Origin of the sequence: Pseudomonas sp. D8002 (assembly GCF_013385695.1) — a bacterium.
Classification (GTDB): domain Bacteria; phylum Pseudomonadota; class Gammaproteobacteria; order Pseudomonadales; family Pseudomonadaceae; genus Aquipseudomonas.
Window position 1 is genome coordinate 166,948 of sequence record NZ_JACAPM010000013.1, and the last position, 12,748, is coordinate 179,695.

Consider the following 12,748-nt stretch of genomic DNA (forward strand, 5'->3'; position numbering starts at 1 on the left):
TTCACTCGATGTCGAACATACGCTCAATCAGCTTTATCGCCTGACGCCCATCCGCCGCATACAACCCAGCTAGCGCTTGTTGATCCGAAAGCCGGTGCAAGTCGAAGTGGTTGTAGAACGCTTGGCCGGTGCGCTGCGATTCAAAATGACTCGCCTCAAGAAGGCGCAGGAACTCCAGATAAGCCAACTTCTCCAGTGCGAGGCGCTCAGCCATCACCCTGTCCTTCCAACGGAAAAATGACTTCCTGAGTATCCAGGTTCTTGATCGTCGAGTACGTGCGGTACTCCACGCTGTAGGCACCCGGGTAGCCCTTGGTGCTGGCGGTCATGCGGAAGGTCACGACATACCGCTGGCCCCCGGCAAACACCACATCATCGGCGCCTTTGTTGCAGAAGGCGCCGCCGGTGCCCAAGGCGTTCATCGACACGTTGCACCAGCGCAATGAATGCTTGCCCGGAGCCAACTTGAGCGCCTGTTCACCGGACACATCAAGGATTGAACGTCGACCGGCGCCCGGGAGCGCAACGCCGTCTACTTCCGTGGCCAACACCAAGCGGTGAAACGGCACGCCCAGTTCACGTACCCGGAACGTTTCGAAGTACACCAGCGCTGCATTCGGGTGGTTGTCGGAGAGGTCGACCGGTTGCATTTTTTCCGGGGCCCAATCGCCTTGGTAGTTCTTGTAGTGGTAGTCGGAACAGGCGCCGAGCAGCGGGAATACACAGGCAACGGCGAGCTTTAACACTTTCATCGGATAAACGGTCCTTGTGAGCGATGACATCATATCGACATTATTTCGATTTTCTTAAGTGCAATTGCTCACGCGTTAAGACTGAAGTCTTTTACCAAACAGCCGATTTTCATGGCTCTCATTCTGAAACGTGTAGGTCGGCGCTCCCAGCAACTCATAACCACGACGCGGATAAAAACCCAGCGCCCGCTCGTTGCCGACCCACACCGTCGCCCACAACAAAGAAGCGCCACCCTGCCCTGCGTGCTGTTCAGCCGCTTGCAGCAAACGGTAGCCCAGGCCCAGGCCGGTAAACCGTTCCTGGATGTAGAGCCGCTGCAACTCCGCCGCTTTCGGGGTTGAGATCAGCGCATGGCCGGTGTCCATCGCCACCTGGGCAAACCCCACCAGATGCCCGTTGGATTCAGCGACGATGATGGCCGTGCCCGGCTGGGCGATCAGCGCGGAAATCGTCTGGGGCGAAAACGCTTGCAGCGCCTCGGCGGCGATTGAGTCGCGAATGCCTTCGGTGGCGTAAGTATCGAGAAAAACCTGCATGCCCAGCACACCAACGCATAACGCGTCTTCAGGCCGTGCATCGCGGATAAGCATGTCGGGAAGCATTCGAGGGGTACTCTCAAAATCAGCAAAGGCAACGTTTTAACACAACTGCACATCTCTGCAATTGCCAGCCTGAATTTGCCCCAGTAGGGTTGTCGCTTCCCCCGCCAACAGGAGCCAGCAATGACCTGGTTTTCAGACCCCGACGCTGTTGCCCGCTACGCCGAAGGCCCGGTGAGGCTGGTACCGGGTTTCGAGTCCCTGCAGCGCATGACCACCCTGTTGCTGCGCGAAAGCGTCCCAGCCACCGGCAAGGTATTGGTACTCGGTGCAGGCGGCGGCCTGGAGTTGAAGAAGTTTGCCGACAGCCAGCCCGAGTGGCAGTTTGTGGGGGTGGACCCGTCTGCCGAGATGCTGAAGCTGGCCGAGGCCACCTTGGGTCCGCTGATGGCCCGGGTGCAGTTGCATGAAGGCTATATCGATACCGCGCCCGAGGGGCCGTTCGATGCCGCCACGTCCTTGCTGACCTTGCATTTCATCCCGGCCGAAGAGCGTCTGCAAACCCTGAAAGAGCTGTGGCGGCGCTTGTCGCCGGGCGCGCCTTTGATTGCGGCGCATCACAGCTTCCCCCAATCCTCGCCAGAGGAAAAAACACGCTGGCTGAAGCGTTATGCCGCCTATGCGGTGGAGTCCGGCGTGCCGCCTGAAGATGCGCAGCGGGCGATTGCCGCCATCAGCAGCCACTTGCCGGTGCTGTCACCCGGGGACGATGAAGCACTGCTACGGGAGGCAGGCTTTGAAGGTGTGGAACTGTTCTACGCGAGCTTCAGTTTCAAGGGCTGGATTGCCTACAAGCCCGCCTAGCTTCCGGGGGAGTCTTACCAACTCCCCGACGCCCCACCCCCACCACTGGAACCACCACCACCCGATGAGCTGCTGCTGGAACTGGAACTCGAACCGGAGGAGCTGGAGCCCCCACCAGACCCCGACCCCGACCCGCCGCTGATACCGTGGGCAAAGATGAACAGCGCCGCGAACGAAGCGAAGGGAAACGCCAGCAGCCATCCCGTGGCGCCCTTGTCAATCAATGCCCCCACGATCCCGTACACCACCAGCACCGCCACCAGCCGCGCGATAAAGCCACCCTGGCTCTCTTTCCACATGCTCTTCATCACCAAGAACAGGCCCAGATACAGGCCCAGGACCAGCAACCCTGCGAATGGATAAGCCAGCCAGTGGATCAAGGATATCTCGCGTACGAAGTTATCGGTCAGCAGCACGCCGGCGATGTAGCCCAACAGCACCAGCACGGTATAAAACGCCGCCCTCGCCTGCCACAACGCGCCGAAAGTAGCGCCACCGATCAGCATGCACAGGGGCAGCAACAGCAAATAGACCGGCCAGTCCTTGCCGCCCGCCACCGCGACCAGCACCACGGTGACACCGACCACCGCCATCAGGGCCCGGCGCCAAGGGAGTTTTTCGGCTCCCATCAATACCCCGACCACCCCGCCAAACATGAACGCCAGGAGCACCGCATACGCTTCAGGCGCAACCCCGGCCTTGGCCACCTCGGGCAAGTTGCCGCCGTCCACCAATAGCGTCAGGTCGTCCACCGCCTGCTGCACGCCGCCGGCGTAATCGCCCTGGCGAAAAGCCGGGGTGATGTGTTCTTCGATGATGCGGTGGGCCAGCAGGTCGGTGACCACGCCTTCCAGGCCGTAACCGACTTCGATCCTAACCTTGCGATCGTCCTTCGCCACCAGCAGCAGGATGCCGTCGTTGACGTCCTTGCGCCCCAGTTTCCAGGCACGGAACAGCTGGTTGGCGAAGTCCTCAATGCCAACGCCCTGGGTGCTCGGCAGCAGCATCACCGCCACCTGTGCGCCCTTGCGTTGTTCGAGACCGGCGAGTTGCGTGGTCATACGCAATTGAGTGGCGGCGTCGAGGGTGTGGGTCAGGTCGATCACGCGCTGGTCCAGCGCAACCGTGACCGGCGCCGGGGGAACGGTATCGGCCCACACCTGCGAGCCGGAAACGATCAGTAGCAAGCCCAAGACACATTGCCGTAGGAACACCATCATGTTTTGTTACCTGAAGTTTCATCCTGAATCGGCCGACTTTACCCTATCGACGCTATAAACAGGTGACCCGACGCCACCGACTATCTAGACTTACGCCACCCCCACACACGCCCTACACGAGAACGCCATGGACCTTCAGCAGCGCAACAACGTCAGGGTGTATGGCAGCGGTCCCACGACCCTGGTTTTCTCCCATGGCTTCGGGTGTGATCAGACCATGTGGAATTATCTGTTTCCTCACTTCACCGGGCGTTTCCGTGTGGTGCTGTATGACCTGGTGGGGGCTGGCCAGTCCGACCTGGGCGCGTACGACAGCGAAAAATACAGCTCACTCGCCGGCTACGCCCATGACTTGGGCGAGATTGTTGATGAATACGCCGTGGGCCCGGTGGTGCTGGTGGGGCACTCCGTCAGCGCGATGATCGGCGCCCTGGCCGATCGCCAGGCGCCCGGAACAATCGCCGCCCATGTGATGATCGGTCCTTCGCCCTGCTATATCGATTCCGGTGACTACACGGGCGGGTTCACCCTCGACGATATCCATTCGTTGCTCGATACCCTCGACAGCAATTACCTCGGCTGGTCCAGCACCATGGCCCCGGTAATCATGGGCGCACCCGGGCAACCTGCCCTCGGCGAAGAACTGACCAACAGTTTCTGCCGCACCGAGCCGGACATCGCCAAGCGCTTCGCACGGGTAACCTTCCTGTCGGACAACCGCCAGGACATCGCGGGCCTGATGACCCCCACCCTGATTCTGCAATCCACCGACGACTTGATCGCACCGGTGTGCGTCGGTGAGTACCTGCATGCCGCGTTGCCCGCCAGCACGTACTGCCTGGTCGATAACGTGGGGCATTGCCCGCACATGAGCGCACCCGGAGCCTGTTCAGCGGCCATGGACAGTTTCCTGTTGCCATGGGTAGGTGCCGATGCCAGTCGATAACCTGTCGTTGCCGGACTCTCAACGTTTGTTCGACGGTGCGCCCTGCGCCTTGGTAGTCACCCGGGAAGACGGCACCATCGTGCAGGCCAACCAGTGCTTCAGCGACTGGACCGGCTTCAGCGTCGAGGAGTTGAAGGAACGACGGTTTCAGGACCTGCTGACGATGGGCGGGCGGATCTTCCATCAGACGCACCTGGCGCCGCTGATGAAAATGCAGGGCTCCATCGCTGAAGTAAAACTCGACCTGCTGCACCGTGACCGACGCACCGTCACGGTATTGCTCAACGGCGTCAGGTACGAACATGCCGGCATTGCCTACAACGAACTGGCCCTTTTCGGCACCACCGACCGCGACAAGTACGAGCGCGAACTGCTCAACGCCCGCAAACTGGCTGAAGCCTTGCTGCAGGAAAAGACCGCCGCTGAAGTCGCGCTGCATCAGGCCCAGGCCGAACTGAGCAGCGCCTATGAAATCGCCCAGCGCCGGGCGCTGTTTGCCGAGCAGATGGTCGCGATTGTCAGCCATGACCTGAAGAACCCGCTTACCGCAATCAAGATGGCCTCGGAGTTCCTCGCCCGTGGCGAGCGCAGCCCCAAGGAGCGCCAACTCCTGGGGCATATCGGCCTGTCCACCGAACGGGCGCAGCGGATGATCGCCGACTTGCTGGACTTCACCCAGGCCAGAGTCGGCCAGGGCATCAGCATCAATCCCGTAGCACTCGACCTGCACGCCGTCACCCGTGACAGTCTCGACGAGTTGCAAGTGGCGTTCCCCACGGCGACCCTCGAACATCACGCCACGGGCAGCGCCCGCACGTTCCTGGATGCCGACCGCATACAACAAATCATCGGCAACCTGGTGGCCAACAGCGTGGCGTACGGCGACCTGCAACAGCCGATTACCGTCACCTCGCACCAGGACGCACAAGAGAGCCGGCTCTCGGTGCATAACCAGGGGCCGGCGATTCCCGAAGCGTTGATGGCTGGCTTGTTTGAGCCCATGACCCGAGGCACGGAGCAGGACAGTGAGGTGCGTAGCGTTGGCCTGGGGCTGTTTATCGTGCGGGAAATTGCCAAGGCCCATGATGGAGGTGTTTCGGTGAGCTCAAGCCCGGACCGGGGCACCACCTTCAGTGTGCACTTTCCATTGCGCCACCCATGAGCGCGGCCGCCACCGTGCCGTGAACAACGGTTTGGACAGCCCCCGTCAACACCACGCCGCCGCGCCCATCCCAATGCACCGTCACGGTACCGCCATCGCATTGCACGTCGACGGTGTCATCCAGCAGCCCACGACGAATCCCGTTGACCACCGCGCCACAACAGCACGAACCCGAGCCTTGCGGGACACCGCCGCCCCGTTCCCAGATGCGCAGGCGGATATGACCCCGGTCGAGTACCTGCACGAAATGCACATTGGTCTTGTTGGGGAACAACGGGTGGGTTTCCAGTGACGGGCCAACCGCCGCAATATCGACCGTCGCCAGATCATCGACAAAGAAGGTGCAATGCGGGTTGCCCATGCTGCACGCCGCCGGGTCACCCTCCAGCGGCAAGCGTTCGGTGTCCATCGCTTGCGCCAGCGGAATAGCTTCCCAGCCCAATGACGGCGGCCCCATGTCCACCGACACCCGCTGCGCCGATTCGCGCACGCAGGTCAGCAGCCCCCGGTTGGTTCGCAGCACGATGGTGGCGGTGCCGGCTTCGCGCATCAGCATGTCCGCCACTCCACGGGTGGCGCTGCCGCAGGTGTCGAGCGGGGTGCCGTTGGGGTTCCAGAATGTGATGCGGGCCGCGGCGTCAGCGCAATCGAGCACCACGGCCAATTGATTGAAGCCGATGCCGCGATGACGGTCACCCAGGCGGCGGGCGATTTCAGCGGTGATCGGGTCATCCTGGCCACGCCGGTCGATCACGATGAAATCATCACCGTGGGCGTGCATCTTCACGAACTGCAAAGTCATGGGGCGTCCTGTTCTCGACCGGGCAAGGCCTGCAAGGATAGAGGGCTGGCGGGTATTTCATCAAATTCCCATCACGGGCATGGTAGCGTGGCTGCGCCCCGATCGGGTCAATCCATCCCTGAGGAACAGCATGCTCCAACGCCCTCTGCACACCGTGGCCCTCGCCGCGCTGCTCGCCGCGTTCGCCAACGCCGCCTTTGCCGCGCCCCAGGTCCTGAGTGCCTGCCAGCCCGCCACCTCGAATCCGACCTCCAAATCGCTGCTGGCTGCCGCCCAGCGCCACCTCGGCGACCAGCCCGACGCCCTGCCCCATCTGCACACCGAAGGTACCCTGCCGAACCACGGCATCCGCGAGCAAAGTATCGCCGCCGAGAAGGATTGGCCAGTCATGCGCCAGGCGGCCCTGGCCTGGCGCCTGAGCCGCGACACGCGCTACCTCAAGCAAGTGGATGACTACCTGAGCGCGTGGGCCAGCACCTACCAGCCGGACTTCAACCCGATCGACGAAACCAACCTCGACATGCTGATCAGCGCCTACGCCCTCACCGCCAGCGACCTTCGCCCCCAGACCCGCGACGCCACCCGCGCGCTGCTGACCAACCTGGGCAATGGCTATATCGAGCGCATCAAGCAGTTCCACGGCGAAAAGAAAGCCACCAACACCAATAACTGGCAGAGCCACCGCGTAAAACTGGTCACGGTGGCCGCCGCCGCACTGGGCGACCGCGAGATGCTCGAACAGGCCTTCCAGCTGTTCCGGCAACAGATCAACGACAACGTACTGCCCGACGGCTCGGTGAGCGACTTCCAGGACCGTGACGCCCTGCACTATGTGGTCTACGACCTGGAGCCGCTGGTGCAGGCCGCGCTGGCGGCCAAGCCCTACGGCATTGGCGGCAACTGGCTGGACGTCACCGCGCCCCACGGTGGCTCGCTGAGCGAAGCACTGGACTGGCTGGCGCCGTATGCCAAAGGCCAGCGCAGCCACGAAGAGTTCGTGCATACCCACGTGCAGTTCGACCGGGACCGCGCCCGCATCGGCGAACCGGGCTACAGCGGCGAGTGGAACCCCAAGAGCAGCAATACCCTGTACTGGCTGGCCGCGCAGTTGGACGCGCGGTATTTGCCGGTGGCCGAACAGCTCTCGCCCAAGCCTTCGGACTGGATCAGCGCCTGTTATTTGAAGTGAGTCACCCGTTAGACTGGCCTGCCCACTCATTCGAAGGATCGACGATGCTTATTGTGTTCAGCGGCCTGCCCGGCACCGGGAAGACCACGATTGCCAAGGCCCTTGCTGCCCAGACCGGTGCCGTTTACCTGCGCATCGATACCATCGAGCAGGCCATCCGGGATGCCGGGGTACTGGAGCAAGGCGTGGGCAGCAGCGGTTACCAGGTGGCCAATGCGCTGGCGTTGAGCAACCTGTTGCTGGGCCACACGGTTGTCGTCGATTGCGTTAACCCGGTGGCTGAAAGTCGTCAGGCGTGGAGCGACACTGCGCTAAGCGCCGGTAAGCCGCTGGTGAATATCCAGGTGGTGTGCTCCGACCCACACGAACACCAACGTCGCGTGGAATCACGCACCAGCGATATTCCGGGGCTCACGCCGCCCACCTGGCAGTCCGTCCTGGCCCATGAATATGAGCCATGGGTCGAGTCGCCATTGACCGTCGATACGGCGCGCTTGTCTCCCCATGAGGCGCTGACGATGATCAACGCTCAGCTAAGCGCCTAGAGCGCACTCTCCATCGCTTTCATCAACACCGGGTCGCGCCCGTAAATGTCCGGCGCGTAGAGCAACGCGCCCTTGCCATCGACCTGCACCGTCCAATACCCCAGCAGCACCGGTACCGGCGTCGCGAGCCGGAACTCGTGGGTGGTTTCCGTCGCCAGCAATTCTTCGGTGCGGATCTTCTCCGCCGGGCTCACCAGCAAGTCCCGCAACAGCAGCGGCTGCTCAACCCTCACACATCCCGAACTGAAGGCCCGCGGGCCCTTGGAGAACAGCGGCTGGCTCGGCGTGTCGTGCAGGTACACCGAATACGGGTTGGGAAAGCGCAGCACGATCCGGCCCAGCGGGTTGCGCGGGCCGGCGCCCTGGCGCAGCAGGATGTTGCCGGGGTGCGACCAGTCGACCTGTTCCGGTGCCAGCGGGTTGCCCTGGCTGTCGAGCACTTGCAGGTTCTGCTGGCGCAGGTATTCGGGGTTCAGCCGGATCGCCGGCAGCTTGTCCTCGCGCATGATGGTGGGCGGGATGGTCCAGGTGGGGTTCAGGGTCAGCCGGGTGATGCGCGACTTCAGCAGCGGCGTCTGGCGGTCGGCGCGGCCGACTTGCAGGCGGGTTTGCCACACGGGCACGCCATCCTGGTAGAAGCTCAGTTGCGCCGCTGCCACGTTCACCAGCACGCCCTCGGGTTCCAGGTCCCGGGACAGCCAGCGAAACCGTTCAAGGTTGATGCGCAATTGTTCGCGGCGAATCGCCGGGCTGATGTTCAGCTCGGTGACCGTGCCGGGGCCGATCACGCCGTCGGCTTGCAGGGAATGGCTCTGCTGGAAGGTCTTGACCGCGTTGACCAACTCGCCACGGTATTGCGTCCCCGCGGAGGTGGCGCTCAGGTAGCCGCCATTGACCATTCGCCGCGCCAGTTGCGGCACCCGCGAATCGTCCATGCCCGGGCGCAGCAACGGGCCGCTGGCCACGGCTTCCCAATGCTGCAACGGTTGCTGGCGCAAGGCGGCGTAGGCACTGCGCAGGCCAAGGTATAGCGGCGCGCTCGGGCGGGCCTGGTCGAAGGCTTGGGCGACGTTCTGCATGCCGGCCTCGGCCATGGCCAGCAATTGGGTGTCGGGGTCCGGGGCCGGTTGCGAATGCCAGACGGGCTCGAAGCGCGACTGCTGCAAGCGGCCGAAATGCAGGTCCTGCAGGGCTTGCAGGTACTGCTGGCTGGTACCGATATCGATGCACAGCACGTTCCCCGTGGCATCCGCCGGGGGCAGTCTATAGTGAGTCGGGTCCAGGCCATCGTCGGCCAGCAACTGCAGCTGGGCTTGCAATGCGGCGCGGCGATCCCCCTCGGACCACAGCACTACGTCGCCCTGCTGCTGATAAAACGCCTGCAAACGCGCCAGGGAAGGCGCATCGACCTGCCCGTCCGGGCCTGGGCAAACGGTCGACAATTGCGAGAGCGCCAATTGCACCGGGGCCGGCGACACCACCAACAGGTCTTCGCCTGTCGCGACCAGCGGTGCAACGAGCAGGCAAATGCTCAAGTAACATGCGTGTTTTTTGAACAATCGCTTAGCTCCCATCCACGGCGGAGATGCTTTATACATGCTGACCTTTTGCTGCCGACTCGGCCTGATCATCTCGACCTTTGCCTCGCTGAGCACCGTTGCGCTCGCAGACACGGGTAAACCTCTTACTCTGTATAGCAGCCTCGCCCACGCCGCTCCAGAACTCAACCCCGATGTACTGAAAAGAGCCTTGAGCGCCATGCAATGCGCGGTGGGCAATGGCATCGAACAGTCCGACCGGCTGGCGGTGATCGACTATTCCCAACCTTCGACCGCTCGTCGCCTATGGATCTTCGACCTGCGCAAGAAGACATTAGTGCTGCGGGATTTGGTGGCCCACGGACAAAAATCCGGGGAAAACTTCGCCACCCAGTTCTCCAACCGTGAAGGCAGTTACCAGTCCAGCATTGGCTTGTTCCGCACCCAGGAGAGCTACGAAGGCGCCCACGGCTACTCGCTGCGCATGGACGGCCTGGAGCCGGGTTTCAATGACCGTGCGCGGGACCGCGCCATCGTGATCCATGCCGCCGACTATGTAAGCCCGTTGTGGAGCAAGCGCGAAGGCCGTATCGGCCGCAGCCAGGGTTGCCCCGCCGTACGCCCGCAGGTAGCGCGCCAGGTGGTGGACAAACTCAAGGACGGCCAGTTCATGTTTTCCTGGTACCCCGACCAGCGCTGGCTGAAGTCCTCGGCTTACCTCAACTGCAAGCCGCGCCAGATGGCGAGTGCCGGTACTGTCAAAGGCGGTTGATGCTCTCGCTGTTGCCGTGCACCATGCGGCTCACGCCACCAGGAACTCCACCGTGTTCCTGGGCTTGATGAGAGAGAGAACCTGAGATGCTTTTACATCAATCCACCTGGATCGAGATTGGCCAGTTTCTGGAACGCAGCCGCAGCATCGTGATTCCCATCGGCTCCAACGAACAACACGGCCCCACCGGCCTGTTGGGCACCGACTGGATGTGCCCGGAAATCATTGCCCATGAAGCGCAGAAGAACGCCGACATCCTGATCGGCCCGACCTTCAATATCGGCATGGCCCAGCATCACCTGGGCTTCCCGGGCACCATTTCCCTGCGCCCTTCGACCTTTATCGCGGCGATTGGCGATTGGGTACGTTCGTTGGCAGGCCATGGTTTCGAGAAGATCCTGTTTCTCAATGGCCACGGCGGCAATATTGCCTCGATCGAAGCGGCGTTCTCCGAGCTGTATGCCGAAGCCAGCTTCAGCGGGCGCCCGTCGGGTTATGCGCTGAAACTGTGCAACTGGTGGGACCTGGAAGGCGTGAACGAACTGGCGCACCAGCAGTTCCCGGTGGGCCATGGCAGCCATGCCACGCCGTCGGAGATTGCCGTGACCCAATGGGCCTACCCGGACGCGATCAAGTCGGCTGACTACTCGCCGCAAATCGCCAACACCGGCCCGATCCGCGAAGCCCGCGACTTCCGCGCGCGTTTCCCGGATGGGCGCATGGGTTCAGACCCGGCGCTGGCCACCCCGCAAAAAGGCGGTGAGTTGGTGGCGTTGGCGGCCAAGGGGTTGGTGAAAGCGGTCGATACGTTCAGCAGCGAGCCAAAGCCGAGCTGAATCATTCGCTCAAGACAATGAAGATCAACTGTGGGAGCTGTCGAGCTTAAGCGAGGCTGCGATGGGATCACCTCGGTGTCACTGTCATACCGCAGCGATGCCATCGCAGCCTCGCTAAAGCTCGACAGCTCCCACATCAGATCCTCGCTCGTCGATTACAGGCAATCCTGCGCCGCATGCTCGAACCGCGACGGCTTGAACGTCGATGCCAACGGCTTGCGCTCGTACAGGAACACCTTGCCGCCGTCCTGGGACTTGTAGACTTCGAGGATGTTGTCCGCGGCGATCTTGCTGCTCACCACGATCCGGGCATGCCGCGAATTCTGCGTGACCGTGGAGGTCATGCCGTTTTTCTCGAACTTGGGCACCACGCACTGCACGTAGGCTTCAGGGTCCTTGGCGGTTTGCAGGGTGAGGGTTGGGGCATTGGGGGCGGATGCACAGCCCGTCATCAATAAAGAAGCAGAAGCCATCGCTGGCACTAACAACACGCGCATAAAAATTCCTGAAAAATAAACGAAGTGGGCTAACCGGCAGCGACCAACGCCTTGAGCGAGGCATCGAACTGCTTTAATGCGTTCAACTGAACGTCGCGCTGCTGCCCAATCTGTGCAGCGATCTGGGGCGCCGTTTTGTCATGTACCCACACATTAGGCAAGTGCATTTGCATCGAACCCTCGGCTTTGGCGATGTATTGCAGGTCAAGGTCATAGAACTTGGCAACAAACCGCGCTTCCACCAGGTCGTTACGCTGGGTCAGCAATTGGTTGTAGGTATCGAGCATCACCACCACATCCGGGTGCGCCTGCAACAGCGCATCAAGGTTGTCGTAACGGGTGACCGAGGCAAAGGTGTGCCGCAACGAAGCCATCAGCCAGTCAATCGCCAGGTCCGGGTCGGAACTGTCGACGAAAGCCTGGCGAATCTGCTCGTCCAGCTGGCCCTTGGCACCATTGACCGCCATGGCGTGGTAGCGCGCCAGGTACTCAAGGTTGTCGAGGGTGTTGTCGCTGTAGAGCACGCCGACCGATTGCGAATGCTGCAACCCGACCGGGCTGGCGACGATTGGCGCCAGGTGGCTGGCTTGAAGCCCCCCGGCCGACGCAGAGCCAACCATTGTGCTCATCAGCAGCGCCACCAGGGCCAAACCGGTAAAAGTCCTCATCGCAGGGTCCTTGCACATCATGTTCAATGATGGCAATTGTCCTCCTTTTTCAGAAAAACAGAACTCGCAATACTTGATGGTGACTATTATCTAGAGCAATAGTGTCGTGCAGGCCGCCTCACACAAAATGATAAGGAACGCCTATGAAGCCCCACCAGAAAACCTTCGATCGCATCCGTGAAGCTGTGCTTCCGGAGTTTCGCGAGCGGGTTGCCGATTACCTGGTCGACTATGAGGAAGTGCTGCTGGACAACGCCGCCGAACCGGAAGTGGTCTACGCGATTGCCCAGCAACTGCGTGGCTACTTGCGCGGCTTGAACACCACCCGGGTACTGGGCATGGCCGACTGGGAAGACCTTGACCGCCGGGTGGTGCAAACCTGGCTGGTGCTGCTCAAAGCCGAATAGCACCGCGCCT

16 protein-coding genes are annotated in these 12,748 nt (G+C 61.9%); 8 read left to right on the plus strand and 8 right to left on the minus strand.

Annotation, left to right across the window (positions count from 1 at the left end; translation table 11 throughout):
• Window position 1: 1 nt before the first annotated feature.
• The 3 genes from HX807_RS08030 to HX807_RS08040 all read right to left on the minus strand — a co-directional run bounded on the left by HX807_RS08030 (window position 2) and on the right by HX807_RS08040 (window position 1,343).
• Entirely contained in the window at window positions 2–214 is a 213-nt protein-coding gene (locus HX807_RS08030) for a hypothetical protein (RefSeq protein ID WP_087692434.1), read from the minus strand.
• Window positions 207–752, minus strand: a complete 546-nt coding sequence (locus HX807_RS08035) for a hypothetical protein (protein WP_017475120.1) — start codon at window positions 750–752, stop codon at window positions 207–209. Before HX807_RS08035 ends, HX807_RS08030 begins: the two co-directional genes overlap by 8 nt.
• Window positions 753–827: 75 nt before the next feature.
• Complete coding sequence (locus tag HX807_RS08040) at window positions 828–1,343, minus strand: GNAT family N-acetyltransferase (RefSeq protein ID WP_256349385.1); 516 nt, start codon at window positions 1,341–1,343, stop codon at window positions 828–830.
• Between the two features lie 132 nt (window positions 1,344–1,475).
• Between HX807_RS08040 and HX807_RS08045 the strand changes: the two genes are divergently transcribed.
• Entirely contained in the window at window positions 1,476–2,156 is a 681-nt protein-coding gene (locus HX807_RS08045) for a class I SAM-dependent methyltransferase (protein WP_177049696.1), read from the plus strand.
• 14 nt (window positions 2,157–2,170) lie between these two features.
• Here the strand turns inward: HX807_RS08045 and HX807_RS08050 are convergent, their stop codons facing one another.
• Window positions 2,171–3,376: a YgcG family protein gene (locus HX807_RS08050; protein ID WP_177049697.1), complete on the minus strand. Its 1,206-nt coding sequence runs from the start codon at window positions 3,374–3,376 to the stop codon at window positions 2,171–2,173.
• Between the two features lie 127 nt (window positions 3,377–3,503).
• Between HX807_RS08050 and HX807_RS08055 the strand changes: the two genes are divergently transcribed.
• Window positions 3,504–4,322, plus strand: a complete 819-nt coding sequence (locus HX807_RS08055; protein WP_134326375.1) for an alpha/beta fold hydrolase — start codon at window positions 3,504–3,506, stop codon at window positions 4,320–4,322.
• Window positions 4,309–5,484, plus strand: coding sequence for a PAS domain-containing sensor histidine kinase (locus HX807_RS08060; RefSeq protein WP_177049698.1), 1,176 nt, complete (start codon window positions 4,309–4,311; stop codon window positions 5,482–5,484). Before HX807_RS08055 ends, HX807_RS08060 begins: the two co-directional genes overlap by 14 nt.
• Here HX807_RS08060 and dapF read toward each other — a convergent pair.
• Window positions 5,453–6,286: a diaminopimelate epimerase gene (gene dapF / locus HX807_RS08065; RefSeq protein ID WP_177008608.1), complete on the minus strand. Its 834-nt coding sequence runs from the start codon at window positions 6,284–6,286 to the stop codon at window positions 5,453–5,455. The genes HX807_RS08060 and dapF overlap by 32 nt on opposite strands.
• Before the next feature lie 130 nt (window positions 6,287–6,416).
• On the opposite strand from dapF, the gene HX807_RS08070 reads away from it, so the two are divergent.
• Complete coding sequence (locus HX807_RS08070) at window positions 6,417–7,475, plus strand: alginate lyase family protein (protein WP_177049699.1); 1,059 nt, start codon at window positions 6,417–6,419, stop codon at window positions 7,473–7,475.
• Between the two features lie 44 nt (window positions 7,476–7,519).
• A complete protein-coding gene (locus HX807_RS08075; RefSeq protein WP_177049700.1) occupies window positions 7,520–8,020 on the plus strand; it encodes an AAA family ATPase in 501 nt (166 codons plus the stop codon).
• Here HX807_RS08075 and HX807_RS08080 read toward each other — a convergent pair.
• Window positions 8,017–9,579 (minus strand): murein L,D-transpeptidase, encoded by a 1,563-nt coding sequence (locus HX807_RS08080; protein WP_177049701.1) that lies wholly within the window; start codon window positions 9,577–9,579, stop codon window positions 8,017–8,019. The genes HX807_RS08075 and HX807_RS08080 overlap by 4 nt on opposite strands.
• A 37-nt stretch (window positions 9,580–9,616) precedes the next feature.
• Here HX807_RS08080 and HX807_RS08085 point away from each other — a divergent pair, with 37 nt between their 5' ends.
• Window positions 9,617–10,330, plus strand: coding sequence for a murein L,D-transpeptidase catalytic domain family protein (locus HX807_RS08085; RefSeq protein ID WP_023658766.1), 714 nt, complete (start codon window positions 9,617–9,619; stop codon window positions 10,328–10,330).
• Window positions 10,331–10,416: 86 nt separating this feature from the next.
• Window positions 10,417–11,166, plus strand: coding sequence for a creatininase family protein (locus tag HX807_RS08090; protein ID WP_102368837.1), 750 nt, complete (start codon window positions 10,417–10,419; stop codon window positions 11,164–11,166).
• A 155-nt stretch (window positions 11,167–11,321) separates the two neighbouring features.
• On the opposite strand, the gene HX807_RS08095 is transcribed toward HX807_RS08090, so the two are convergent.
• Both HX807_RS08095 and HX807_RS08100 read right to left on the minus strand, forming a co-directional pair.
• The gene (locus HX807_RS08095) at window positions 11,322–11,663 is read right to left on the minus strand and encodes a hypothetical protein (protein WP_003210199.1); all 342 of its coding nucleotides are present in this window, start codon (window positions 11,661–11,663) and stop codon (window positions 11,322–11,324) included.
• A gap of 29 nt (window positions 11,664–11,692) precedes the next feature.
• Window positions 11,693–12,331, minus strand: a complete 639-nt coding sequence (locus HX807_RS08100) for an ATPase (protein WP_087692442.1) — start codon at window positions 12,329–12,331, stop codon at window positions 11,693–11,695.
• 143 nt (window positions 12,332–12,474) lie between these two features.
• On the opposite strand from HX807_RS08100, the gene HX807_RS08105 reads away from it, so the two are divergent.
• The gene (locus tag HX807_RS08105) at window positions 12,475–12,738 is read left to right on the plus strand and encodes a hypothetical protein (RefSeq protein WP_177049703.1); all 264 of its coding nucleotides are present in this window, start codon (window positions 12,475–12,477) and stop codon (window positions 12,736–12,738) included.
• The last annotated feature ends 10 nt before the right edge of the window (window positions 12,739–12,748 follow it).

Excerpts from the sequence above, each read along its gene's own strand:
- HX807_RS08030 (WP_087692434.1), bottom strand. The coding sequence starts at position 214 with ATGGCTGAGCGCCTCGCACTGGAGAAGTTGGCTTATCTGGAGTTCCTG.
- HX807_RS08035 (WP_017475120.1), bottom strand. The coding sequence starts at position 752 with ATGAAAGTGTTAAAGCTCGCCGTTGCCTGTGTATTCCCGCTGCTCGGC.
- HX807_RS08040 (WP_256349385.1), bottom strand. The coding sequence starts at position 1,343 with ATGCTTATCCGCGATGCACGGCCTGAAGACGCGTTATGCGTTGGTGTG.
- HX807_RS08045 (WP_177049696.1), top strand. The coding sequence starts at position 1,476 with ATGACCTGGTTTTCAGACCCCGACGCTGTTGCCCGCTACGCCGAAGGC.
- HX807_RS08050 (WP_177049697.1), bottom strand. The coding sequence starts at position 3,376 with ATGATGGTGTTCCTACGGCAATGTGTCTTGGGCTTGCTACTGATCGTT.
- HX807_RS08055 (WP_134326375.1), top strand. The coding sequence starts at position 3,504 with ATGGACCTTCAGCAGCGCAACAACGTCAGGGTGTATGGCAGCGGTCCC.
- HX807_RS08060 (WP_177049698.1), top strand. The coding sequence starts at position 4,309 with ATGCCAGTCGATAACCTGTCGTTGCCGGACTCTCAACGTTTGTTCGAC.
- dapF (WP_177008608.1), bottom strand. The coding sequence starts at position 6,286 with ATGACTTTGCAGTTCGTGAAGATGCACGCCCACGGTGATGATTTCATC.
- HX807_RS08070 (WP_177049699.1), top strand. The coding sequence starts at position 6,417 with ATGCTCCAACGCCCTCTGCACACCGTGGCCCTCGCCGCGCTGCTCGCC.
- HX807_RS08075 (WP_177049700.1), top strand. The coding sequence starts at position 7,520 with ATGCTTATTGTGTTCAGCGGCCTGCCCGGCACCGGGAAGACCACGATT.
- HX807_RS08085 (WP_023658766.1), top strand. The coding sequence starts at position 9,617 with ATGCTGACCTTTTGCTGCCGACTCGGCCTGATCATCTCGACCTTTGCC.
- HX807_RS08090 (WP_102368837.1), top strand. The coding sequence starts at position 10,417 with ATGCTTTTACATCAATCCACCTGGATCGAGATTGGCCAGTTTCTGGAA.
- HX807_RS08095 (WP_003210199.1), bottom strand. The coding sequence starts at position 11,663 with ATGCGCGTGTTGTTAGTGCCAGCGATGGCTTCTGCTTCTTTATTGATG.
- HX807_RS08100 (WP_087692442.1), bottom strand. The coding sequence starts at position 12,331 with ATGAGGACTTTTACCGGTTTGGCCCTGGTGGCGCTGCTGATGAGCACA.
- HX807_RS08105 (WP_177049703.1), top strand. The coding sequence starts at position 12,475 with ATGAAGCCCCACCAGAAAACCTTCGATCGCATCCGTGAAGCTGTGCTT.